Here is a 26321-nt window from a genome sequence, read left to right on the forward strand (position 1 = left end):
TTTAAAGATTTAATAAATATCTTATATTTAATTTATTAAAATATTTTATATTAATTTCATCGCTTAAATTAAGATAAATTATTTTGACATTATTGCCTAATTGCATTTCCAAATTTTTGATTTTTAAATATGTTTCGTTAAAATCATCAATTTTATTTGTTAATTGACTAGTTAAAACAATATTTTTAATCTTTTTAACCTGAATAAATTTAATTAAATCAGGAGTAATATTTTTAACAAATAAGCCTATTTCATGGTTATTTTGGTCATTTAAGAGAATTTTTTCTATCACATTTAAATCTAAATTGTCATCTAAAGAATCAATGTAAATTTTGCCATTATGTTTTGAAAATAAATTTCAATTATTTAGTGCATTATATTGAGTTAGAACTAAAGAAATTTTTTCGCTATTATTTTCTACAATATATTTGTTAAAAATATTATTTTCTAAATTTTTGTAGAAATTTATATTTTTTATTTGCTTAAATTGTTCTTGTTCAATTCCATTAATGTTCAAGGTAATAAATTTTTCAATATTTTTTTCTTTTAAATGGTCATAAAGATAATTTTTTTGTTCGATAAAATCTAAATATTCAAGCTTCTTAGTAAAAATATCTAAAGCTTCGTTAAATTTGTTAAATTCCAAATCTTCAATATAACTATTAAAATTATTAGTTTTATTACTTGCATAAAATTTAATTTTATTGGTTATTAAAGTATTTGATCTTTCGCTATTATTAACTATTTGAAACCCAAAGTCTTTAAAATATTTTTTGATGATAAACAAATGAGAACTCTTTTTAAAAGTAAGAAAAAAATTGTTTTTGAATTTATTAACTTCATTCATATTTTTAAATTTTTTTGCTACAGTTAAAATTCCTTCTATATAAAAAAATTTCAAAGTTTTTTCTTCTAATTTAAAAATGTTTAACAAAGCAGTAATTAAATTTTCATTTATACCTTGAATATAGGTTAATTCATTAACTTGTAAATTGATTAAAAATCAAAAATTATTATCACTTAGTTGGTTATAATTTTCGCTAACTACGTAACTATTTAAAGTATTTTTAAAATTCTTTTTCCAGTATAAAATTGCTCAATAATTTTTTTCTTCTTCATTAGGAAAAATATTTAATTCACAACTATAAGTTTTATTTTTTTCTTTATGTAAATACTTAATGTTTAATTCATTTTTGGAAAGCAAGTTTAAATATTTAGAAATTTTTTCTTTAGTATCAACATCAAAGAGATTAAAAAATTTTTCAATGTCATAATATTCATTGTTATTTAACGAATTATTTTTATTAAAATCATAATGTTTTATTCCACTAATTTTTTTAGAGCTTGATCTTATGACAGTTTTTTGAATGTTATTAATTTTATAAATTATTAAGCCTCTGGAATGAAATTTTTTAAAAAAGAAAAATAAAGCAACTAATGTTACTAATAAAACTAAAATTAAGGCAAAAATGACAAAAATAGTATCTATAAGATTAGTAAATATCATTATTTAAGCAACCTAATTGAGGAATGATTTTTATTAAGTGTTTTTATATTATTTTTGCCAATAAATTGCACTACTATAGAATCATTATTGACTTCTAAAACAGTTCCTTCACCAAAAGAAGTGTGACTAATAACATCACCTACAATAATGTTTTTATTTAATTCTTTAATATTATTTTCATCTTCTAATTCGGCAAAATCTAAATATGTTTTATCATTTTGTAAAATTTTATTTTCAATATTAATATTCATTTCCTTTAAAAATCTAGAAGGAGTTTTATCAATTAATTTATCTCCATAATAGCCTCTACTATCACTTATGAAAAGTCTTTCTTTAGCTCTAGTAATAGCAACATATGCTAATCTTCTTTCTTCTTCAAGAGCATCTTCATTACCATATTTAGCTCTTCTGTGAGGAAAAATTTGATCATTCATTCCTACTAAAAAAACATTTTCGAATTCTAAACCTTTAGCAGAATGCACAGTCATTAAAGTTACATAATTAGAACCACTATCTAATTCATCTCCAGCTGAATATAAAGAAATTTCTTCTAAATACTCCTTAATTCCTTTATCAGGATGTTCTTTTTCTCATGTTTTAATCGAATTTAATAATTCTCTAATATTTTCTTCGCCCGCTTGTCTTAAAGTAGGATCATTTTTGATGTAAGTTAAATAATTAACTTCTTTTAATAAAGAATTAAGAGTATCGTATATTGAATATTTACTTAAGGCTTTGTGATGTTTTCTTATCGAATTAAGAAAACTAATAATGTTAGCTAAAACACTTTTGGTAACTGGTAATTCTTTATAGTGGTCAACTAAAGTATTGTATAAAGATTTATTTTTACTATTAGCAAAATTAAGTAATTTAGTTAATGTTGCATCGCCAATTTTACGAGTTGGTGTATTAATTATTCTAGTTAAAGAAATATCACTAAAATCATAAATTATTCTTAAATAACTTAGAGAGTCTTTAATTTCTTTTCTTTGAAAAAATTTTTGCCCATTATAGATTTTATAATTGATATTTTCTCTAATTAATTCTTCTTCAAAGGGTCTAGAATAATAGTTTGAACGATAAAAAATAGCGATATTTTTAAGTTGAATTTTATTTTTCTTTAACTCATTAATTTTCTGTACTGCTCATCTAGCTTCTGCTTCTGGACTAAAAGCGTGAAAAAATTCTATGTCTTCACCAATTTTATTTTCTGTTATTAAATCTTTATCGAAGCGATTTTTATTAAAGTGAATTAATTTATTGGCCGCATCTAAAATTTTAGTAGTTGAACGATAATTATTTTTTAATATTACTGTTTTAGTATTAGGAAAATCTTTATCGAAATTTAAAATCAAACTAACATCAGCTCCTCTTCAAGAATAAATTGTTTGATCAGGATCACCAACAATTGTTAAATGAGCTTTGCCGCTAGCTAAATATTTTACTATTTCATACTGCAATTTAGAAGTGTCTTGAAATTCATCAATTAAAATATAAGAATATTTATTTGCCCATTTTTTAGTAATATCAGGAAAATTTTTAAATAATTCATTAACTTTTAAAATTAAATCGTCTAAGTCAAAACAATTTTTATTTTTTAGAGTTTCATTATATTCTTCAAACATTTTGCCAATTAGTTTATGTGATTTTAAAACTTCAGGATCTTTTTCATTTTCATCTAAATGTCTAGCTAATTCATCGCCTGTATAATTATAATTTTTAGCTAGAGAAAAAACGTTCATTAAATGACTAAATTTAATATCTTGCGTTGAAAAATCATGTAATTTGTAAAGTGAATCCAAAATAACTTTTTTATCTGCATCATCAATTATTTGAAAATTATTATTAAAACCTAAATTTTGTGCTTCTAAACGTAAAATTTTGGCACATAAAGCATGAAAAGTAGAAATTTCAGCTCTCAATTTAATATTACTACTAGTATATTGAGTTACTCTTTCATTCATTTCATTTGCTGCTTTATTAGTAAAAGTTAAAGCTAAAATTTCATTTGGAGCTATGCCTAAAATATTAATTAAATAAGCTATTTTTCGAGTCAAAACTCGTGTTTTGCCACTTCCTGCGCCCGCGATAATACGTAAGGGATTATCAAAATAATTAAGAGCTTCAAGTTGATCAGCATTTAAATCTTTTAAAATCTTATCTTTTTTGAAATTAAGCATCATTTTTCTCCTTAAAAAAATAAACAATCTTTTCGTTTTTAGCACGATAAGGTATCAACTTAATATCCTTTTGCAAATTAGCGTCTTGAATATGTTTCATATAAACAATTCTAGTGCCGCTTACGTAATCTAAAATTGCTATTCTATTTCTCTTGACTAAAATAGATATGTAATTAAATGAAAATAAAAGAATAAAAAAAGAAATAATTGTAGTTAAAATCTTGTAAGCTATTAAAAATCTAGGATTAGAATTTTCAGCAACTTTTTCTAAAGAAATAGAATTTTTAAAATTATTAAAATCACTAGGATAAATTAAACAAACAAAAACAAAACAAATAAATATTCAGAAAAAAGAACTAAAAACAGCTTTTTTTAAAACTATTTTATAAATAGGTAAATATTTATTTTTTTCTAATGATAAATATTGCAATCTTAAAATCAAATAACCTATAGTTCTAGCGTTTAAAAATAGGGGAATAAGTATAAAAAAGATAATGCTAGTTAATATACTTAATGCTATAAAAACATATATTCCTATCACCAAATTTTTGCCCATAATAACTAAAAAAAGATATTGGCAAATGACGAAAAAAAAGAAAATAATTAAATCAATTATATTAGCCAAAAAACGCATTCAAAAATTTACATTTTTATGTAAGATCATTAAATTTTATCAATTAAATTTTCTCAACTTTTTATTGAAGGAGTATTTTTAAGAAATATTGCTTCAAATTTAGGTTGATTAATATAAAAATTAGTAGTAAAAAAGTTTGAATCCATTGTTTGCTTTTTAACAATATATTTAAGAATTTGTTCGTGTATTTTTTCTTTCTTTCAATATCTAATTTCCTTATTTTTAATTCAATCATAAAAAGTATTAGATTTATAAGTTTTAACTATTGTGCCCAAAAAAGCTTTTACAAAGTAAAATTCAGCATATTCTATTTCATGACTAAGTTTGATATTATTAACGTTTATAAAGCTTTTTATCTTATCGAATTCATCTAGTAAAATTTTTAAATTAAGTGGATAATCATATTTAATTTCTTCTTTGTATAAATATTCATTAACCATTTTGTAACTTTTAGCATTTAGCATTAGTAAGTAAAGTAGTTCAATACAAAAAATTCCATCTCCCAATTCTAAAGGTTTAAATTTCATTAAAGTATTAACAACTTTTTTGCTGTAAATTTTATTGGAAATAATAGGTGCTGTGTAGGCAAAAATTTCTGAATTTTTACTAAGAAAATCTTGATAAAAACCTTTTTTAATTCTCTCTTTCATTTTTCACCTAATTTCATGAGTAAAAGAAGGTAAAAATTCAATAATATCAGCAGGTTCTTTAACTAAGTCTATTAAATCACTAACTAATTTATGTTTAATGTTGTTATTAACGTTAATAATTGTTACAAATTCTCCCTTAACGAGGCCAAAAGCAGCCATAATATTATCTTGTGTAATTTTCTTTTGTAAATTTAAAACAAACTTTAAACGAGGGCCAAAAAATAATAGGTATTCTTCTATTATTCTGAAAATCTTTCTAGAATTATTATTCACAACTAAAATAATTTCAAAATCTTGTGAATTTTGGTTTTTTAGTTTATGTAGAAAATCAGATAATTGATCAGCTTTAAAAATATTAGGACTTATTATACTTAATTTCATAGTTCTCCTTACATTTTGATATTTCCTGAAGTTCTAGGATATGGTATAACATCACGAATATTATCAACACCAGTTACATACATAACTAATCTTTCAAAACCTATTCCAAAGCCAGAAGAGCCAGCATTACCAAATTTTCTTAAATTAATATATCATTGCAAATCTTCTTGATTAATACCTATTTCTTTAATTCTCTCTAAAAGTTTATCTTCTCTTACTTCTCTTTGGCTTCCTCCTATTAATTCGCCTATTCCAGGAACTAATAAATCAAAAGCAGCAACACTTTTACCATCATCATTTTGATACATATAAAAAGCTTTAAAATCCTTAGGAAAATTAATAATAGCCACTGGTCCACCAATTAGTTTTTCAGCTAAATATCTTTCGTGTTCAGTTGCTAAATCAAGACCAAATTTAATATCTTTTTCCTCAAAAATATCTTTAACTTTTTCTAATTCTTTAATAGCATCTTTATAGTCTAAAACAGTTAATTTTTTGTTGATAAATAGATTTAATTTCTCGAGTAAATTTTTATCTATATTTTCAATTAAAAATTTAAATTCATCAGGATGTAATTCTATTGTTTTTTTAATAACAGTTTTTAGTAAATCATCAGCTAAGTTAATAATATCGTTAAGATCATAAAACGCCACTTCTGGTTCGATCATTCAAAATTCTGCAGCATGTTTTTTAGTATTTGAATGTTCAGCTCTAAAAGTAGGTGCAAAAGTATAAATTTTTTTATATCCCAAAGCAAAACTTTCACCATGTAATTGACCAGTTACTCCCAATGTTGCTTTTTTATTACCAAAAAAGGGACTTTCTATATTTTCATCATTAACAACGAAAGTTTCACCAGCTCCTTCACCATCATTTGAAGTAATAATTGGAGCATTAAAATAAAGAAAGTCATTTTCTCTAAAATATTTATGAATTTCTAGAGCTAAAGTAGAGCGAATTAAAAAAACTGTTCTAAGCAAATTAGTACGATGTCTAACGTGAGGAATTTCTCTTAAAGTTTCTAAATTTACCGCTTTTTTTTGAATAGGATAATCTTCTGCATCTTTCAAAAGGATAAAATTATTAGCTACCAACTCACAAATTTGTTTAGAACTAGGAGTATATTTCACAGTTCCTTCTACAAAAACAGCTGCTCCTAAATGAACTATTCTATCGTCTAATTGAGAAATATCAATATTTTTATTTTCTTCTTTAACAATAACTTGCAAACTAGAAACAGTTGAGCCGTCATTTAAACTTATAAAACGTACTTTATTATTGCCTCTATTAGCATTAACTCAAGCTTTTAAACTAATATTTTGCCCATCAAAAGCTTCTATATTTTGAAGAAGTTTTTTGATCGTAATTTCTTTCATAAATGCCCCTGAAATAACTTAAAATGTGTTAATATTAATTTTATCATATATACAGTGTTAATTTTGCTTTTGCTCATCAACTAATCTAAATAATAACGAGGTAAATTATGGAAATTAAAAAATCTTTGATTGAAAATTTTTATAAAAAATATCAGGCCAATTCATTGAACCAAGTTTTAGAAAATGCAATTACTAAAAACGGTATTTTAAATGCTACTTTTAACAACAAAATGAAAAGAGAACACAATTTTATTTTTAATGTTGAAGTAGATAAAATAGGAATAACAAATCAAAAAAATTCTGGAAGATGTTGAATTTTTTCTGCTCTTAATATTCTAAAAGTTAGAGCCGCCAAAGAACTAAATACTAAGGAATTAGAATTTTCCCAAAATTATTTATTTTTCTGAGACAAATTAGAAAAAGCTAACAATATTTTTGAAATTTTTATTTCTAATCCTAAATTAGATTTTGATGATCGTTTATTCGGCTTAATTATGGATGGTTTTGTTTCAGATGGTGGATATTGAGAATGGGCTCAAAGTTTAATTCATAAATACGGAGTTGTTCCAAAAAGTGTTATGAATGAAGTAGTTACTTCTGAAAGTAGTGAACAGTTAAATAGTGTTTTAAAAATTCATATAGTATCAACAATTAAAGAAATCAAAAGAGCTATTAACGATAAAAATTCTCTAGGTTTAGCTAGAAAAATTAAAGAAAGTTCTTTAGAAAGAATTTTTGAAATTAACGCTAAAGTTTTAGGCCTTCCACCACTTGCTTTTGACTACGAATACAAAGATAAAGATAATAAATATGTTAAATTAAATAATCAAAATCCTGTTGATTTTGCTAAAACATATTGTAAAAGTGATTATTTAAATTACGTTAATTTACTAGATGACCCACGTGATAAATATCCTAAAAATACTCTGCTTGTTTCAAAATATTTTGCTTCAGTTATCGAAGGAAAAAAACTTTCACAAATTAAAGTAGATATTAAGGAAATCAAAAAAGCCATTATTCAATCACTAAAAGACAATAATCCTGTTTGATTTGATTGCGATGTAGCTGCTTTTTCTGATAGAAAATTAGGTATTTTAGACACAGAAATTTATTCAATAAATGAAACATTAAGAATTTATAATAATCTAACTAAAGCTGATAGAATAAACTATAGAATTAGTGCTCCTACTCATGCTATGACTTTTGTTGGTGTTAATTTAGATGAAGAAAATAATCCTTTACAATGAGAAATTGAAAATTCATGAGGTGAAGAAGTAGGCAAAAAAGGTTATTTCTCAATGAGTGATAAATGGTTTGATGAATATGTATTTGGAGCTATTTTAGATCCTAAATATGTTGATCCAAAAATTCTAGAGGAAGTTAAAAATAATAAAATTATTGAAATTGAACCTTGAGATGTTTTATCTTAAAATAAAAGCAGAATTTTCTAATTCTGCTTTTATTTTTCATTTATGAGTAAATTAGTAATTTCTACTAATTTTTTGCTTATTCTTCATTCTTTTTGTGAATGACCGCTTTTTGGAATAAAAAATAATTCACAATTATTTAATTTTTTACTTAATTCATATGCTCCAGAAGGCCTACAATCTAAATCATATTCACCATGAACTATAAAAGTTTTTATGTCTTTAATTTTATGAATATTATTTAAAATATAGTTTTCTTCGATGAAAGTATTATTCACAAAATAGTAATTTTCTAACAAAGCTATTTCACTATTTTTTTTAATTTCTTTTTCGTTAAATTTATTTTTACTTAAACTAATTAATGAATTTTCTCACCTTGCCCATTCTATTAAAGCTTTATTTCTTAAATTTAAATCATTACTGTTCATTAATTCTCAATATGATTTAACAATGTTTTTTCTTTGTTTTTTATCTAATAAACTAACATATTGTTCGTATTCAAGAGGTTTAAAATATGATGCACCTTCTTGATAAAGCCATTCAATATCTTTTTGGCGTGATAAATAAATTCCTCTTAAAACTAAAGCTTTAACATTTCTAGGATAATTAATAGCATAAATTAAACCTAAAGTAGTTCCTCACGAACCCCCAAATAAAATAAATTGCTTTATTTTAAGATGTTTTCTTAATAATTCAATATCTTGAACTAAATTTTGAGTTGTGTTATTTTTTAATTCTAAAGAAGGCTTGCTTAAGCCACAACCTCGTTGATCAAATAAAACTATTTTATAATACTTTGGATCAAAATATCTTCTACAATAAGCACTAGTTGCTCCACCTGGACCACCATGAATAAATAATATAGGAATACCATTTTTATTTCCGCTAATTTCGTAATATATTTGATGAATTTCATCAACTTGCAGAAAATTTTTTTCATAAGGCTCAATTTCAGGATATAAGTAATTTAAATATTTATTCATAGCAACTTCCTAATTTGATTTTGATAAAGTTTATTAATTATAACTTTCTATTTATAAGTCAAAAAATAAAAACCATATTCGCCTATTAAATAGACCATTATGGTTTTTTATAAAAGATTTTTATAGCGTTTAATAAATAATTTTTTAATAACTAATATTAATCCTATATACAGAAGCGAAAGCATTATTAGAATAAGATAAAACATTCCATCTAAAGGCACTAATTTTAAAGCTGTATTTACGCCAGGAATATAAGCAACTATTGTTGCAATAAATACTGCTCCAAATGTGGCTAAAATAAGCATAAATGATGGAAAGGATTTGACAAAAGGAATTTCCTCCGTTCTAATAAAATGAATAATAATTGCTTGCGTCCACATTGAAAGAATAAATCAACCAGTATGAAAAGCGCTCTCAAATTCTATTGTTCCATTTTTAAAACCTAAATATTCTATTAGTCAAAAACGCATAATGATAAAAATTAAAATATCTATTAAAGAAGAAACTGGCCCAAATCAAAGCATGAATTTATAAAAGCTTTTTGAATTTCATTTTCTTGGTTCTTTAATAAATTTATTATCGACTTTATCTCAAGGAATAGCAGCACAAGAAATATCGTAAATTAAATTAAGAAACAATATTTGTATTGCCATCATTGGAACAAAAGAAAGAAAGAATGAAGCAAAAACAATACTAATAATATTTCCAAAGTTACTACTTAAAGTTAACTTGATATATTTATTCATATTAGTGTAAGTTTTTCTTCCTTCAACAATACCAGTTGCTAAAACATTTAAATCTTTTTCTAGAAGAATAATATTTGCTGTTTCTTTAGCAATATCAACTGCTGTATCTACTGAAATTGAAACATCAGCTACTTTCATGGCAGGAGCATCATTAATACCATCTCCCATATAGCCAACAACGTGTTTTTTGCTTCTTAACGCTGTAATAACACGAGCTTTTTGATCAGGACTTAATTTTGCATATACATCATATTCATGAGCTATTTCGGCTAATTTTTTATCACTAATTTCTAAAAGATCTTTACCCAACATAATTTTTTCAACAGGAATGCCTACTTTAGCACAAATTGTTTTAGTAACTCTAGCATTATCACCAGTTAGAATTTTGACATTAACGCCTAAATCATGAAGTTTTTTAATTGCTGATAAAGTTGATTCTTTTGGAGGATCCAGAAAGGCTAAATAACCAATTAAAATCATTTCCTGTTCGTCTTGAACATTAAATTTATCATTTTTATAATTACTTTTTTTTCTAGCAACACCTAAAACACGCATTCCTTCATCATTTAATTTATCAACTCTTTTAAGCACTCTATTAATAATTTCATCATCTATTTCTTTAATTTCGCCTTCATATTGAATATATTTACAAATGCTTAGAATTTCTTCAATTGCGCCTTTAGTAATCATTTCGCTATCATTTTTATTATCTCTAGGTGCAACAACTACAGACATTCTTTTTCTTTGAAAGTCAAAAGGTATTTCATCAATTTTGATGTATTTTTCTTCTAAATTTCTCAACTCTATTTCCACATCGGAAAGTTCTTCGGTTCTATTAATAATCGAAATATCAAGTAAATTTTTTAATCCTGTTTGATAATAACTATTTAAAAAACCATATTTTAAAACTTGACAATTTTCTTGGCCTTTAACATCTAAATGTCTTTCTAAAACAACCTGGTCCATCGTCAAAGTGCCAGTTTTATCAGTACAAAAAATATCCATGGCGCCAAAATTTTGAATAGAATTTAAATTTTTGACAATTGTTTTTTTCTTGGACATTGACAAAGCACCTTTAGCAAGAGTGCTAGTTACAATCATAGGTAACATTTCAGGAGTAAGACCAACAGCAACAGACATAGCAAAAGCGAAAGAATCTAGTCAATTTTTAGCATTTTTATATTGTTCAGGATTTCAACTATTTAATCCTGAAATAACAAAAACTAGAGGCACAACAACAAGCATTATTTTAATCAATAGTCAAGAAACAGATTTAATTCCTTTTTCAAAATCTGTTTTTACTGGTGTTTCATTTACTTTTTGAGCAATTTGACCTAAATAAGTATTATTACCGCTTACTACAACAATAGCTTTGGCAGAACCAGAAACAACATTAGAACCCATAAAAGCTAAATTAGTTGCATCGGTAATATTAGCTTCATTTTTATTGGCAAAATTAATTGCAAATTTTTCAATTGCTTCACTTTCTCCAGTTAAAGAAGATTGCGAAACAAAAAGATCCTTAGCTTTTATAATCCTCACATCAGCAGGTATAATATCACCTGCTGCTAAATTAACAATATCTCCCACAACCACTTGTTCAAGAGGTATTTCGTAAAAAGTACCATCTCTTTCTACTCTTGTAGTTGTTTGAACCATTTTGACCAATTTTTCGGCACTTGCAGCACTTCTCGAATCATTTACAAAATTTAAAATGCCACTAATTAAAACCATTAAAAAGATAATAATTATTGTTGGTAAAGCTTCAATTGCATTAAATGGTTCTTTATTGATAAAAGGGATAATAATGTCCGTAAAGAGCGAAATAAAAATAAGAACAATTAAAATTATTGAAAAGGGATTAATAAAAGCATGAAAAAGACGATGAAATATCGTATTTTTACCTTTTTTTGCCAATTTATTGAGACCATATTTTTCTCTATTTATTAGAATTTGCTTTTCAGTTAATCCTTTAGAGGAAGAATTAAATTTTTCATAAAGTTCCTCTTTAGACATTTGGGAGTATTTCACTAAATTTTTTTTAATATTTACATTAGTTGAAATATTTTTCTTTTTTTTAGCCATTTTACCCCCTTAGATAATTAATATTTTTCAATAATTCTTTGGTGATTTTTTAAATTTTTCTTTGTATATGCTTCTAAAATCGCTTCTTCAGAATAATTTAACAATTTAGCAGCACCTAAAACTAAGGCAAAAATTTCAGCTATATTGTATTTATTTGTATAACGCATTGCTTTAGTAATAGCACTAAAAAGCAAAGTAAATTGTTCATTTATATCTTCACTTTCTGCAATCAAGGGGTCAATATTCTCTTCAATTTTATATTTATAACCAAGAGAGCCTAGAAAGTGTAAAACATCAGCAAATTCTTCTAAAACTTTATCATTGTCAACATTTTTATTTGCTTTTCAATACTTGAAAGACTGCACTTCATTAGCAAATTCAGCCACTTCTATTAAAGTAGCGAGCATAATTTGCTGATGAATGTTAGCATTTTTGATTTTTTTAAGACCTAGATCTTTTCTTTTTTCAATTTTTTTATCTAGTTCTTCTTGCATAACAAAGATATTTTTTAAATTCATGTTAAAATTATAAACTTTTGATTCTATTAGTATCAACAAAATTGAAAATAAAAACGCTATTTTTTAAGCGTTTTATTTTTAGGCTTCTTCTACATCAATAAATCTTGCGTTAGATTTAACTTTTCATGGATCATCGTTAATAATATGATCAACAAATAATTTACCTTCTAAATGATCATATTCATGCTGAAAAACTACTGCTAAATATCCCGTTAAATCTAATTCAATTTCTTTTTTTTGCATGTAAGAATAAGCTTTTGCTTTAATTCTACTTTTACGATAAACAAAACCTTCCTGATTTTTTCACTTTTCGCCAACTGATAAGCATCCTTCTCCATCCTCTAAGGCAATTAAGCTATCAGAAGTAGCTAAAATAACAGGATTGATTAAAACATCACGTAAAATGCTATTAGGAACTGAAGAATTTTTTGGATAATTTCCGCCATTTATATAAAACATTCTTTTAGCAATTCCGTATTGAATAGCTGCAACGCCTACAGCAGGTTGAAAACCTAAATTTTCATCATTTTGACTAGTGTCGACATGTCAAATCATTTTTTGTGCCAATAAATCATCTTCTTCTGATAAAGGCAAGGAAACTTCTTTAGATTTTGTACGTAGAATTTTATTTGGTAATTTAACTAAATTAACTCTAAATTTCACGTTATAAATTATATAAATAAATTAATTCTTTTCATTCTATTTAAACAAGACAAAAGCGCATATTTATTTTTGTCAATAAAATATTTTAATAAATTTTAGAATTAAAACTACTAATATAGAAATTACTAAAAACGGCTAATTCTGAGGTTATAGAACCAAAAATGTGTCGCAATAATTTGGCTAATTCGTGCTATCTATCTCTCTGTGTGTCTACGTATTTTAGAATACAAACTTCAAGATATTTAAATATTGCGTTTTTATAATATTCATATTGTTTTTTTCTTTTATTTTCTTCAGTAGGTAAAACAATATTAAAATCAGAACAAATTTTTTTAAAACTATTTAAATAATTAACAATTTTATTTTGAAATGATAAAGGAGGTATTAGTAATTTAATTTTTGAAATATCTTCGGTATTTATGTATGATAAAGCTGATTTCAATTCTTTAATTTTTAATCAATCATTAATCATAGAAGTTAAATAAAAATAAATAAATTCAGGCATAGCTAAATTTTCTAAAACTTCTATTTTTACTATTCCTAGGTTTATAAAACAGTTTTTTTCTTCTCCGCTAGAAAAGCCTATTTTTCCAAGCGAGCCGCTCGCAGAAATAAGAATATTATTTTTATTTACTCTAAATTTTTCTAAATTAGTCTTGTAATTTTTTAAATTAAATTTATTACTCAAAGAAAAATTTATACTACCGTCATTGTAAATATTTTTTATTTTAATAATACTGCCTATTTCCAATTTATCATTTAATAAATGTTTACTTTTAAAATTAAAACCATGATATAAATTACTAAAAGTTCCCAATTCTAAGGTTATAGCACCAAAAATGTATTGCAATAATTTGACTAATTCGTGCTCTCTCTCTCTCTCTCTCTCTCTCTGCGTCTTTATGTTGTAGAATACCAACTTCAAGATATTTAAATATTTCATTTTTATAATATTCATATTGTTTTTTTCTTTTATTTTCTTCAGTGGGTAAACTGATATTAAAACTAGAACAAATGCTTTCAAAATTATCTAAAACATCAACTATTTTGTTCTGCTTTTCTAAAGAAGGAATTTTTAGTAATAAATTACTTATAAAATCCATATTTAATTTTTGAGGAAAAGAATTAATATTACTTTCAAATATTTTTTCTTGTTTTACTTTTAAAAAATAATACAAAAACTTTTTAATTAAAATTTTTTCATCAAATTCTAAGGTAAGACAATTATCATTAGCTCAAAAATCCTTTTCTTGTCACTGAATTAAACCGGCTGTACCATATTCTGCTATTGTTATTTGTTCCTTTTCACGGTTAAAATTACTATAATAACCTAAATATTTTGCTCCTCCGCTTACTACTGGATAGCCTTCTTTAGTAAGTTCTTTTTTAGTTATTCGTTTTCCTCTTATAAATTTACAAATATCAGCTAGTTTTACTTCGAAAACTTTGTTAGATTTTATATTTGATTTATATAAATTAAAAGTATCAAAAATATTATCAAGATAATATTTATATTGTTTATTTCTAGCGTTTAATTCGTCTCTTAATTCTTTTTGAATACTAATAGAAAAACTACTAAATTTATCTAAAATTTCGACAATTTTTTTCTGAAGAGATAAAGGAGGTATTATTATCTCTAAATTTAATATTCCAGACATATAAGGATGTTTGATAGCACTTCCACGATAAAAATTAGATATTTTTTCTTTAATGAAATGAAAAAAATAATACAAATATTTAGTATTTAAAATCTTTGTATCAAATGATTTGCAAATTCTATTATCGCTTGTTATAAATTTACCTTTATGATATTGAATTGTTAAATTGCCTCCTCCAGGAATAGCAATTATTTCTTCGTCATAAAATTCACCTTTTCACTTTTTTGAAGAAACAAAATAATTCGATTCATAAGTAGTTAGAATTTTTATATCGCCATTTTCTTCTTTAATTTTTTCAATTTCTGAAGCATATAAATATTTATATTTTTGCTTATTTTTGAGCTGCTTTTCTTTTGCTAAATCGCTAAAAGTTTTATCTCAAATAGTTACTTCATATAGTTTTTTTCTAATAAAAAACTTATTATCTTCTTTCGAAAGCAACTCTTCAAAAATTTTCATTATTTAACCTTTCTATATAAAATAAACGAATTTAATTATTTAAAGCGATAAACAAAATGTATATTTTTCCATATTTTTTTCATTTTTGCAAAACTAGACCATCTTTAAGAATTATGTTATGTAGAGAGTCAGTTTCTACTACAATAATTCCGTTAATGCTTAAAAGTTTATTGTCATAAATGTAGTTAATGCATTTGTTTATTAATTCATATTCTTTAAAAGGAGCATCCATAAAAAAATAATCAAACTTTTTACCAATTGAATGCTTTAAAAAATCAAGAGCATCACTTTTATAAATAGTTAAATTATTAACGTTCAATATCTCTTTGTTTCTATTGATTGTTTTTATTGCCTCTGTATTGTTATCAACAAAATAAACTTTCATCGCCCCATTACTAAGTGCTTCAAAACCCATCGAACCACTTCCCGCGAAAAGATCAACAACTAATTTATCTTTTATGTCATATCTAATTGAATTGAAAATTGCTTCTCTTACTCTGTCCATTGTTGGTCTAGTAGAAAAAGTATTAGGTTGTTCTATTTTTCTAGATCTATAAATACCAGAAATAATTCTTAACATATTTACCTTTTATAAGTTATTTAATAAATCATCTTGTTCATTTTCGTCTAAAGTATTATAAATTTCATAAAGTTCATTGATATTAAGTTTTTGACTAGTTTTAAAATTGGAATATTTGATTGAGTTTTTTCTTTTAACTAAAAAGGCACCACCATTATTAGTCATTTCATATTCTAAATTATTGAAATCTAAAATTTCTTCAACATAATTTTTTAAAGATTTTTTACCTTTACCAGAAATAATTAATATTTGATCTAAATTACCATTTTTAACTTTATCCAGAGCAAATTCAACTTTACCAATAATTTCTTTTCTTTCATATCCATGCAAATCCAAAGAAATTAATTCATTATCGTTTTCATGAACATTATTTATTTTTTTAATTTTTGACATTTTGGACAAAAATAAGTTCCTCTTTGATTTACAAAAATTTTTTCAATTTTATGACCGCACATTACACAAGCGTCGCCTTCATGATTATGAACTTTTAAAAAATTTTGAAAATTTCCTTTAGCTCCATCTACTGAACGATAAGACTGAATTGATGAACCACCATTTTTTAATGATTCATCCATAATTCTTCCTGCTGATATAATTAATTTTTTAAATTCATTTTTGGTTAAGTTAGACACTTTTTCTGTTGGATTAATATTAACATCAAATAAAGCCTCATTTGCATAAATGTTGCCTATTCCTAATATGTAAGTTTGATCTAAAAGTAGAGTTTTAATAGGTATTTTTTTATTTTTTACTTTCTCGTAAAGTTCATCAATATTAGTTTCTTTGGGAACTTTTCCTAATTTGTTTAATGGAGGAGTTGTAAAAAGTTCATTACTGTATTTAAAATGAAAAGTACCAAATTGACGATAATCATTATAAAATAGAGCTGATTCGTCAGAAAACGTAAAAACTACATAATCATGTGCCTCTAATTGTCTTCTTCTTTTATAAGTGTTATATTTTCCTGTCATTCTTAAATGACTAATGATATGTTTATGATTTGTTAAATTGAAAATTATATGTTTTCCTAAATTAGTTACATTAATAATTGTTTCATTAACGAGTAAATTAATAAAGTTTTCAACGTCTATATCCTTAATCATTTTGTCTTTAAAAACTTCAACTAATTTAATTGTTTTACCTGAAACTTTATTATTTAAATCATTAGTAACTGTAATAACTTCTGGCAATTCTGGCATAAAAATAATTATATTCTTAATTTTGAATAACTTACATTTTTTAAATTAATCATTAATTAGAAAAAAGTAATAAAAAATACCTAATATTCTCCGTTTTTATTATTTTTTGGTATTTTTATTAATATGAAAATAACAAACTATGACTACGAAATTACTTCTAATTGCTTTTATGAAGAAAATTCTCATACATTTTTAAAAAATAGCGCAATTAATACTAAAGGAGAACGCTTTATTAGTTTTGATTTAAAATGAACAAAGATTAAAGATGCCAAATCATACGCATTAGTTTTAATTGACTATGAAGCTTCAAGAGTAATAGGACAAGCTTTTGTTCACTGAATTGTGGCTAACATTAAACAAAATTATTTAGAATTAGGTGCTAATATAAATAATAAAAATATTATTCAAGGTCTTAATTCTACTGTCGAAGGAGCCTCGGATAATAGAAAAGGCACAATTATAGAATGTGTTCCTGGAGGATTTAAAAATAATGCGGATAAAGCTGCTGACTTTTTTCCTCCAATGCCTCCTGACGATAGACATCTTTATACTGTTAAAATTTATGCACTTGATATAGAAAAAATCAATTTAGAAAATGGATATCATTTAAGTGAATTGTATGAAGAAATGCACAATCATATTATTACTGAATTTGAAACTCATTTTTGATTTAATCCTGAAGGAGACAAATAATGAAAATAGGAAATAACGATTTTGTCAAATCTGAAATGATTAAAGAAAATGGCTATTTATTAGATCATGGAGGGGCATTAAATAATTATAATCAAACTCCTTTTCCTTCTTTTTCTCCTGACTTTGAATGAAAAAGAAATCCAAATGCTAAATCATATGCTATTTTAATTGAAGATTTTCAAGCATCAAAAGTTATTGGTATGCCTTTTATTCATTGAGTAGCTTTAAATATAAAAGATAACAAATTAAGAGCTAACCAATCTTATGAAGATTATCAAAAATGAATAGCTAGTGGTAAAAAAAATTATACAGATGACATTCTTTGACAAGGACATAATTCATCTGTAAATAAAACTTTATTTTCTAATAACAAAAATAATAAGGAATTAGGCGGAATTTTGCCTGAAGTTTTTACTTCACAAAGTGAAGAAGGTTCACTATTATATTTTGGTTGTTATCCTCCTGATAAAGATCATATTTATACAGTAAATATTTATGCTTTGGATGTTGAAGCTAATGAACTAAAATATTATAAAAACCATCTAAATGAAGAACATAAACTAAATAAACCTTTCTATGTTGGCGATTTCATCCAAGCCATTCATAAACATGTTATTGAAAAACAAGTTCTACTATTTAAATATAAAAAAGTTGATTAATAAATTTATTTTTCAATAATAAAAAATAGCACTAGAAATGCTATTTTTTATTATTTATTTGTTAGACTTTAAATCAACATTTAAATTTAAAGTTGCTAATATTTCTTCATGTACTTTCGCCATATGAGAAGTTGATTCTTCAAATAATTTTCTTTCTCTATCAGAAAAACTTACTTTTAATGGTAAATATTCATAACCATTTTTCCCTAAAATTACAGGTATAGAAGTATAAATACCGGCATTATTATAACTTTTTGGTAGCATTACACCAATGGTCATAATTAAACGTTTATCATTTAAAATACAATCAACAATTTCAAAAATAGAAGTACCTATTCCAAATTGAGTATTACCTTTTCTTGAAAAAATATAGAATGCTTCGTCAATAGTTTTTTTCTCAATTTCTGGTAGCATTTCTTTTTTAATTTTTCTACTTTTCAAAATATTTTCTAAACTACTATCTGCTATTTTTAATGTTGATCAAATTGGAACAGCTCCTGCTCCATGTTCACCTAAAACACTACCTTGAATCGAATCAGAAGAAACATTAAATTTTTCAGCAATGAATTTTCTAAATCTAGCTGAGTCTAATAAAGTTCCTGTAGAAATAACTTTTTTAGCTGGAATTTTGCATGCATAGGTAAAAATAGAAGCCATAACATCACAAGGATTTGCTGCAACAATTACTACACCTTTAAATTTTGAAGCAACTAAATCATCACCAAACGATTTCATCAATTTAGCGTTTGCTTCAGCTAAGGCTAAACGATCATTAAAATCCTTACCAGCAGGAATAGATGCGGCAATAAGAACAATAGAAGCATCTTTAGAATCTTCTAATAATGTTCCGGTTCTGAAAGTAGAATTATTTCTTGGCATTAAAGCCACCATATCTTGAAAATCATGAATATGAGCATTGCATATTTCTTCGTTTTTATCGACAAAAACGAATTCTGCTTGCATGCCTCTTGCTAATGCAATGTTAACAAATGTAGCACCCACATTACCCATTCCGACAATAATAATTTTTTGCATTTTTCCTCTTGAATAAACAATATTTATTATGTTATTTTATTATTAAAAATCTTATATATTATAAAACTTAATATCCAAATAGTATTAATTAATGAACTTAAATTTAAAGTAATTTTAAAATAAAAAATCTTCGCAACAAGCGAAGATACATTTTAATGATATGGTGGCTCCGGCAGGAATCGAACCAGCGACACACGGAGCTTCAGTCCGTTGCTCTACCAACTGAGCTACAGAGCCATGGCGGTCCAGACGGGAATTGAACCCGCGATCTTCTCCGTGACAGGGAGACGTATTAAACCACTTTACCACTGGACCAATTGGTGGCGGAGGTTGGACTTGAACCAACGACCTCAGGGTTATGAGCCCTGCGAGATACCAGCTTCTCCACTCCGCGATGTGATAATAATTTTGGTGTTTCTTAAGAAACAAATGGCGGGTGATGAGGGATTCGAACCCCCGCGGGCCGTGAAGCCCCTGGCAGTTTTCAAGACTGCTCCCTTCAACCAGGCTTGGGTAATCACCCATGGTGGACCCAACAGGATTCGAACCTGTAACCGACCGGTTATGAGCCGGTTGCTCTAACCGTTGAGCTATAGGTCCAAAAACAGTTAGGCTTTTCCATATAAATGGTAGCGTCGATGAGAGTCGAACTCATGACCTTCCGGGTATGAACCGGATGCTCTAACCAACTGAGCTACAACGCCGTATAAATGGTGGAGGATATGGGATTCGAACCCACCACCCCTTGCGTGCAAGGCAAGTGCTCTAGCCAAATGAGCTAATCCCCCAAATGGTGAAGAAGACAGGATTTGAACCTGCGACCACTTGGTCCCAAACCAAGCGCTCTACCAAGCTGAGCTACTTCTCCAACTTATCAAAAAGTATAACGATTATAACACATAATAAATACTTATGTAAAACATTAAATTTTATTTTTTAGAAGTAACATAAGCTAAATTAATTTTATATTATTTTGCATAATGTTATACTAAAAATATTTTCTTTTGGTTATATTAAGGAAATAATTTAAAAATAATTAAATTCTTATGTAAGTAGTACAAATATAAAAAAGACGAATTAACTTATGAAATAGTTTAATTCGTCTTTTAATTATTCACCCATATGTTTAGGTTCAGTAATTCAATAAGGAGGATTTATAGTAGGATCATTAGCACTCATTTTAAGTACATTAAGTGATAATGAATTGGTATTTTTTTGATCTAATACTTCAAGAGGATTATCATTAACTAAACCAAAGTAGTTATATTGCACAGTATTATTATTGTTTCCATTATAAGAATTATGATAATTTACTCAAGCTGTTGCAGCCCAGTAAGCAACAGCAGAATTTATCGAAGCAATATAATTACCTTCATCGTCAACAATGCCGGTTCCTGATTGGCCCCCTCTAATAACCAAAGGATTATAATTCAAGTTTGTTATATTAGAGTTTCTACCATAATATTCCGCATTTTCACCGCTGCTTATTCTGCTCATAATAGTATTAACTTGAATTAAGCCAGGAAAGCCTGTAAACATTCTAAAAGCAGTGAAAATAGGTTTACTTTCTCAAGATTTATTATTTCTATTTAACGCCTGTAAAATTCAGTAATAATTATCCTTATTGTAGTCATTTATAGGCATATTTGGCATATGCTTGATGTTCTCATATCATCTAGCAGTAGCATATTTACCTTGACTTTTCGCCGTTTTAATGACGTCATTAATATCTATCATAAAGACTGTTAAATCTCTAAAAACATTTTGACTTGTGCCATCAATAGATTTATTTTTCTTACCGGTTCAAATTGCTAAATATTTAGTTCAAATGCTATTATTACTATCTCTGTGTGTGTTATTTGAAAAAATTTCATTCTTTAAATCAGCGTTAAAGATATTTACTTTTTTTCATGAACCTAATCAAGGTGTATCAACTAAAGATTCATTATTAAGAACATGGTGATTAGTTACTAAATAATATCTGCCATCTTCAGGATCGTTATTCACTTTACCTAAAAATAAGGCACTTCCATTTGATAAAGAAATTGATCTATTAACTACTTCTTTAAATCTTGTATCTGTGTAAGTTAAGTGACCATATTCACGATCTAATTTATAACCTTCATGCCATTTATAAGGCAACATTTGGTTAGGATCATACTTAAACAATTGTCCATGGTTGTAACCTTCATTATAAATATAATAAGGCATACCGTCTGGTGTTACAGTAATATGGTTATAATCAAAGGTATTAGTTTCATATTTGTTGAATTTTTCATTAGCAGTCTTATTAGCATATTCAATATTAACAAGAGCGCCTAAATTATTACTGAAAAATACCGCTTGTTCTGGATCAAATTTCTTTTCCGGTAATGATGCACTATAAACACCATTATTACCATAGTAGACTCTGCTAGCAAACTTATCACCAACAATTTTATAGCCATTATTATCAGTTAATTCATAAGTAAACTTAATTCCTTCATCAGCAAGTAAAAATGTCACTTGATAAGAAGCCTTAATATTATTTACAGTGTCAGTTTCGCCTGTGAAAGTTAAAACTTTTTTGCTTACTAATTCATCTCAATTAATAGAAAAATTTAAACCCTTGTTATAGTTTACTATTCTGTTAAATCTATCATTATCGATGTAAAGTAAATTAGTATTAAAATGGAGGTTAATTTTAGCGTCTTTATTTGTGCTATTTTTACCTAATAAGGGCATGAAATAGTCTTTTTTGAGCAATCAGGTAACTTTTCTTTTTTCTTCCGAAACTTTAAATAAGTTATCTTTATAATTAAGTTCGATTCTTCTTCTTCTTAAAATGTAATTATCGCTTAAAAAGGCTTTTTTCATGTAATAATCAGCATTAAGTTGGTCAAGGATTTGACTAGTCGTTAAGCCAAATGATTTATCTTTAGCTTGATTCTTAAAGCCGCTTAATTCATATCAAATATCACCGTTAATAGTTTTTTTATTGTTAAGATGGCCTATAAAATCTACATATTTAAGTCTAATAAAAACTTTTTGATTATTATGACTATCTTTTAAGATTTTTACATCTCTAATTTGCAAGTTATCTTTATTGTTGAATTTAAAACTATGATAATTAGCACTATCTTTTAAAGTCAAGTATTTTTTAGAATTATTAGCTGTAGAATTTTTAATATCATTACTAAATTCACTAATTGTTGTTTGACTAATTTTATCGTGATTGATATTTAAATCCTCATAAGTAAGATTATTAATTAAGGCAGTTGGGTAAGCATCCAATTTGTAATCATTTTCTAAATTTACAAGCTTAATTTCTTTGCCGCTTGTGTATCTTACATTTGAATTAGTTTTACTAATAAAGCCTATTTTAAAGGTTAATCAGCCTTTTCCCTTTTCATCATAACCACCGTTAGTATCGTAAAAATAGAAGTAAAAATCTTTACCTAATTGTGACAAATTCATATTGTTATCTTGATCTTCTAATGGAGAAATATTTAAGTAACTATTACTATCTTTTTTTCCTGTACTATTAAAAACTAATAATTTATCAAGATTATTAAAGGCGTTTTGGGAAACAAATAAGCCTGCATCAATTGTTCTTCTATCTCTTTGGTCTTTTAGATTGTAAGCATTGCCTTGAGCTAATCTATAAGTAAAGTTAGTTGAATTAATTTTGTCGATCTGTTCTTTTCATTTACTAAGCTTGCTATCTGAAATTAAATCGTTTTTGTTTTCTATTTTATTTCCATTTTTATCAATGGTAAAAGTAGCTACTGGTTGAAAATCTTTAGCTGTATAATTTTTTCCATTTAGTGGCTTAATATCAGTCTTTGTAAAGGTTTTAAAGCCTTGATATTTAAAAGCATTAGTTTTAAGACCAGTAAATTCATTATTCTTATAAAGACCAAAACTTATGTAAGCATAACCTTTATTATTGTCATATTTTACGCCATTAAAATCAGTTAAATCAAGGGGTAGAACTTTAATTTCATAAGCTCCTGCTTTAGGAAAAATATATATTTGATTTAGTTTTTCATAAGCATCGCTAGCTAATAGGTCTTCTTCCTTTTCTGAATTGAAATTATAGTCAGACAATAAAATTATTTTTTGTGCTTCATTATTAAGTACTAAATTAATAATGTCTAAATTTGCCGTATCTTGGCCAAAATAAGTGCTATTCATAACAAGAGGAATAGTAATAGTTTTATCATCTTTAGTTAATTTTAAATATAAATAAATTGATAAATTAGCATTATTTACTACCGTGTAATAAGTAGAACTTTTTTCAAATCTTTGTTCAGTATAACCTTTTCCGGTAGGAATTAATTCTTCTATTGTTCAACCATTAGTATTAAAATCGAAGATTTTTTTAATAGTTTCTAATAATAATTGCTTAGAAATTTCATCTTTAGCAAAAACAAGTTTATCTATATCAACATTAGAATATTGAGCTAAATTATTATTTTTAATTTCAGTAGCAATATCTTTTAATGCATCTTCGATATTTTTATTAACTTCTTGGCCGTTAACTTCTTTTTTACCATAATTAAATTTATAATTTTGTACTTGATATTTATTTAAAAAGTAACTTGAAAAGTTATAACTTAAATGCGAATTACTAAAATCTTTCTCTTTAGTATTAAAGAAAGCCATAAGATTGGTTTTATTAGTTAAGTCTTCTCAATCTTTGTCATATTTAAAAGGTAAATTATTAAAAGTTTTTACAATTGTGTTGCCAAATTTAAGATTTACGTTTGCATTAATGGTTGATCTATTAATTGTTGCTTCTTGTCTGCCTTTTAATGTATAAACTTTTTTATCATCACCAATTTGATTATAAATTGTGTTTTTGTCTATTTCATAGTCGAAAACGTTACTTATTTTCTTAAATTTCTTTTTGAAAATTAGATTAAATATGTTCGCATTTTTTTCATCTCTTAAATCATAACCTGCAAATTGGTTAAGTAATTTATAGTCAATATCAAAAAGTGAATTTAAGTCTGAGTATTTTACTTTATCTAAAATATCATTTAAGTTATTTGAAAAAGTAAGCTCCTCATCTTTAGTTTTAATAGCGCCATCTTTAGTTGCTTTTAAAGTGTAATTCACCTTATTGATATCGTTTTCATCAACATGAATATTTTCAACTTTTACATCAATATTTTTATCATTAGTTAAATCAAGGAAAAACTTTGCATTATCAGAGCTCAAACTTGTCGAATAAAGCTTAATATTAGGGTGATTGGTTAATTTATTATTAATTACTGACTTGTAATTTTTAAAATAGTCATCAATTTCCAATTCAGCATTATATTTAGCAATATTTTTAAAACCTTTAATTGAGGCATTAATTCATGATGAATAAACTTTAGCATTATAAAAATTATCTTCAACAAGTTGATAATCAAAAGTGATTAAACCATTATTTTCATCTGCTGATAAATTTTTTATTTCATTTATTTTGTAACTAGGATTGTTCAAATTATTTGTAATATTCGTTATTTTAGCGTCTTTTGCTAATATATTATCTTTGTCAGGATAATCAAAATTTATAGCTAAAGAATTAAGTTTTGTTTGTTCTTTATTGAGTAAGTTTTCTCAAGATAAACCCTGTTTAAAGCCGCCTATTTTCGTTTCCTTAGTATTACTTATAAAATGATTTGACTCATCATTTACATTTTGTAATTGATATTGCAATTTAACAATTCCTTTTTCGTTATCAAAAGAAATTATTTCAGGATTAATTAATTTGACGTTTTCAGCTGTTTTAAGAGCAAATAAGTCACTTTTTGCATCAATTGCAAATGTGTCTTGAATATTAGGATATGTTATTTCGAAGTTATCATTATTTATTTTTCTATTTTCTTCTTCTAGTTTTTCAAGTTTTTCTTGTTTATTAGTTTTAAAACCTGTTAAATAAATAGTTTTTGAATTGCTACTTACATTCAAAAATTTATCTTGATAATTAAGTTTATAAGTTAATGATATAGTTCCTTTTTCGTCATTAGAATCAATATTTTCGATAACTATTTTTGTATTATTTGCCGGTGAAATAAGTTTATTCGTCAATTCTTCTAATGTTAATGATGAAGCTTTTCTTTCAGATCTATTAATATCCTTAAAATTTAATTGATCTTTTATTGAACTATCGTTTGATAAGTTAGTAAGCTCAGTGAATTTAATAATTTTTCTTTTATTAAGAGAATCAAATTTAGAATAAGTAAAAACTTTAGAATCAGAAACAACATTTTCATAATTGTCTTTTGTTGAAGACAAATTAAGCTCAAGCTTTAATTGTCCAAGGTTATCATCATAAGAAAGCACCTGAATTTTATTTATTTTAGCTTGATTATGATGAGCTTCTTGTCACACAACATTGTGCAAATTAAATTCTGAAGGGAGCGTGTTCTCAGCATTTAAATAATTTAATTCAATTAAATCTAGCAACGAATCTAAACGATTTTTTTCTGCTTTTTGAAATTCATTTAATTGCTTATCATCTTGGTTATTAATTTTGCTATCTGAAACTTTAAAATTAGAAATAACTGCATTCTTTTTCGAGCTTCTATATGTTTTGTTTTCATAATTTAAAGTCAAATAATATGAAACATTAAGAATACCTTTTGAATCGTCAAAACCGTCTATATTGACATCAGTTACATTAAATGTGTATTTGTTATTTTCACTTACGTTAGCAATAATATTATCTTTTTTTGCTTCTGAAGCATTTATCAAGGAACTATTAGAATAACTAAATGATATAGTAGCTTCATTAAAATCTTTATCAGCATCAAAAGTTTTAGTATTATCCACACAACTACTTAAAACAAAAGGTAGTGGTGTTAATACTAAAGAATTCAAAGAGATAATATTTATTCTTTTTTTCTTCATCTT

General features: G+C 25.6%; 19 protein-coding genes and 8 tRNA genes. 3 read left to right on the plus strand and 24 right to left on the minus strand.

The genetic code is table 4. The features are described from left to right. Nucleotide 1: 1 nt before the first annotated feature. From EXC33_RS01670 to asnS, 5 genes are all read right to left on the minus strand, one after another. The gene (locus EXC33_RS01670) at nt 2–1507 is read right to left on the minus strand and encodes an MHO_4530 family protein (RefSeq protein ID WP_046096897.1); all 1506 of its coding nucleotides are present in this window, start codon (nt 1505–1507) and stop codon (nt 2–4) included. Next, a complete protein-coding gene (locus tag EXC33_RS01675) occupies nt 1507–3690 on the minus strand; it encodes an ATP-dependent helicase (protein WP_046096898.1) in 2184 nt (727 codons plus the stop codon). Before EXC33_RS01675 ends, EXC33_RS01670 begins: the two co-directional genes overlap by 1 nt. After that, nucleotides 3680–4243 carry a hypothetical protein gene (locus EXC33_RS01680; protein ID WP_129727285.1) on the minus strand — a complete coding sequence of 188 codons (564 nt, stop codon included), beginning with the start codon at nt 4241–4243 and terminating at the stop codon, nt 3680–3682. Before EXC33_RS01680 ends, EXC33_RS01675 begins: the two co-directional genes overlap by 11 nt. Before the next feature lie 107 nt (nt 4244–4350). Continuing rightward, a complete protein-coding gene (locus tag EXC33_RS01685) occupies nt 4351–5352 on the minus strand; it encodes a glycosyltransferase (RefSeq protein ID WP_052717000.1) in 1002 nt (333 codons plus the stop codon). Nucleotides 5353–5360: 8 nt separating this feature from the next. Next, nucleotides 5361–6728: an asparagine--tRNA ligase gene (gene asnS, locus EXC33_RS01690; RefSeq protein WP_046096900.1), complete on the minus strand. Its 1368-nt coding sequence runs from the start codon at nt 6726–6728 to the stop codon at nt 5361–5363. A gap of 107 nt (nt 6729–6835) precedes the next feature. On the opposite strand from asnS, the gene EXC33_RS01695 reads away from it, so the two are divergent. After that, nucleotides 6836–8158, plus strand: a complete 1323-nt coding sequence (locus EXC33_RS01695; RefSeq protein WP_046096901.1) for a C1 family peptidase — start codon at nt 6836–6838, stop codon at nt 8156–8158. A 29-nt stretch (nt 8159–8187) separates the two neighbouring features. Here EXC33_RS01695 and pip read toward each other — a convergent pair whose 3' ends face one another. The 9 genes from pip to mutM all read right to left on the minus strand — a co-directional run bounded on the left by pip (nt 8188) and on the right by mutM (nt 17046). After that, nucleotides 8188–9138, minus strand: a complete 951-nt coding sequence (pip, locus tag EXC33_RS01700; RefSeq protein ID WP_046096902.1) for a prolyl aminopeptidase — start codon at nt 9136–9138, stop codon at nt 8188–8190. Nucleotides 9139–9245: 107 nt separating this feature from the next. Beyond that, nucleotides 9246–11969, minus strand: coding sequence for a magnesium-translocating P-type ATPase (gene mgtA / locus EXC33_RS01705; RefSeq protein ID WP_046096903.1), 2724 nt, complete (start codon nt 11967–11969; stop codon nt 9246–9248). Between the two features lie 17 nt (nt 11970–11986). After that, nucleotides 11987–12487, minus strand: coding sequence for a dUTP diphosphatase (locus EXC33_RS01710; protein WP_046096904.1), 501 nt, complete (start codon nt 12485–12487; stop codon nt 11987–11989). A 78-nt stretch (nt 12488–12565) separates the two neighbouring features. Next, nucleotides 12566–13150, minus strand: a complete 585-nt coding sequence (gene def, locus EXC33_RS01715; protein ID WP_046096905.1) for a peptide deformylase — start codon at nt 13148–13150, stop codon at nt 12566–12568. Between the two features lie 190 nt (nt 13151–13340). Next, nucleotides 13341–14000 carry a restriction endonuclease subunit S gene (locus EXC33_RS01720; protein ID WP_063725440.1) on the minus strand — a complete coding sequence of 220 codons (660 nt, stop codon included), beginning with the start codon at nt 13998–14000 and terminating at the stop codon, nt 13341–13343. Next, complete coding sequence (locus EXC33_RS01725) at nt 13954–15267, minus strand: restriction endonuclease subunit S (RefSeq protein WP_129727289.1); 1314 nt, start codon at nt 15265–15267, stop codon at nt 13954–13956. The genes EXC33_RS01720 and EXC33_RS01725 overlap by 47 nt, the downstream gene beginning before the upstream one ends. Before the next feature lie 31 nt (nt 15268–15298). Further along, entirely contained in the window at nt 15299–15847 is a 549-nt protein-coding gene (gene rsmD, locus EXC33_RS01730) for a 16S rRNA (guanine(966)-N(2))-methyltransferase RsmD (protein ID WP_046096864.1), read from the minus strand. A gap of 9 nt (nt 15848–15856) precedes the next feature. Then, nucleotides 15857–16240, minus strand: a complete 384-nt coding sequence (locus EXC33_RS01735; protein ID WP_046096863.1) for a Smr/MutS family protein — start codon at nt 16238–16240, stop codon at nt 15857–15859. Further along, nucleotides 16219–17046, minus strand: coding sequence for a bifunctional DNA-formamidopyrimidine glycosylase/DNA-(apurinic or apyrimidinic site) lyase (gene mutM, locus EXC33_RS01740; protein ID WP_046096862.1), 828 nt, complete (start codon nt 17044–17046; stop codon nt 16219–16221). Before mutM ends, EXC33_RS01735 begins: the two co-directional genes overlap by 22 nt. Nucleotides 17047–17169: 123 nt before the next feature. Between mutM and EXC33_RS01745 the strand changes: the two genes are divergently transcribed. Together EXC33_RS01745 and EXC33_RS01750 are read left to right on the plus strand one after the other, a co-directional pair. Beyond that, a complete protein-coding gene (locus tag EXC33_RS01745; protein WP_046096861.1) occupies nt 17170–17739 on the plus strand; it encodes a YbhB/YbcL family Raf kinase inhibitor-like protein in 570 nt (189 codons plus the stop codon). Next, nucleotides 17739–18398 (plus strand): YbhB/YbcL family Raf kinase inhibitor-like protein, encoded by a 660-nt coding sequence (locus tag EXC33_RS01750; protein WP_046096860.1) that lies wholly within the window; start codon nt 17739–17741, stop codon nt 18396–18398. Before EXC33_RS01745 ends, EXC33_RS01750 begins: the two co-directional genes overlap by 1 nt. A 54-nt stretch (nt 18399–18452) precedes the next feature. Here the strand turns inward: EXC33_RS01750 and EXC33_RS01755 are convergent, their stop codons facing one another. The 10 genes from EXC33_RS01755 to EXC33_RS01800 all read right to left on the minus strand — a co-directional run bounded on the left by EXC33_RS01755 (nt 18453) and on the right by EXC33_RS01800 (nt 26318). Further along, nucleotides 18453–19433 (minus strand): lactate/malate family dehydrogenase, encoded by a 981-nt coding sequence (locus tag EXC33_RS01755; protein WP_046096859.1) that lies wholly within the window; start codon nt 19431–19433, stop codon nt 18453–18455. Nucleotides 19434–19594: 161 nt separating this feature from the next. Then, a tRNA-Phe gene (locus tag EXC33_RS01760) sits at nt 19595–19670 on the minus strand. A gap of 1 nt (nt 19671) precedes the next feature. Then, nucleotides 19672–19748, minus strand: a tRNA-Asp gene (locus EXC33_RS01765). Nucleotides 19749–19751: 3 nt separating this feature from the next. Continuing rightward, nucleotides 19752–19827: transfer RNA gene (locus EXC33_RS01770), tRNA-Met, on the minus strand. A gap of 36 nt (nt 19828–19863) precedes the next feature. Further along, nucleotides 19864–19956 (minus strand) — tRNA-Ser (locus tag EXC33_RS01775). A 1-nt stretch (nt 19957) separates the two neighbouring features. Beyond that, nucleotides 19958–20033, minus strand: a tRNA-Ile gene (locus EXC33_RS01780). A gap of 27 nt (nt 20034–20060) precedes the next feature. After that, nucleotides 20061–20137, minus strand: a tRNA-Met gene (locus EXC33_RS01785). Nucleotides 20138–20144: 7 nt separating this feature from the next. Continuing rightward, nucleotides 20145–20221: transfer RNA gene (locus EXC33_RS01790), tRNA-Ala, on the minus strand. 3 nt (nt 20222–20224) lie between these two features. Continuing rightward, nucleotides 20225–20301 (minus strand) — tRNA-Pro (locus EXC33_RS01795). Nucleotides 20302–20543: 242 nt separating this feature from the next. Next, nucleotides 20544–26318, minus strand: coding sequence for an MGA_1079 family surface serine endopeptidase (locus tag EXC33_RS01800; RefSeq protein ID WP_046096858.1), 5775 nt, complete (start codon nt 26316–26318; stop codon nt 20544–20546). Nucleotides 26319–26321: the final 3 nt, after the last annotated feature.

This window comes from Mycoplasmopsis meleagridis (genome assembly GCF_900660695.1).
Taxonomy (GTDB): domain Bacteria; phylum Bacillota_I; class Bacilli_A; order Mycoplasmatales; family Metamycoplasmataceae; genus Mycoplasmopsis; species Mycoplasmopsis meleagridis.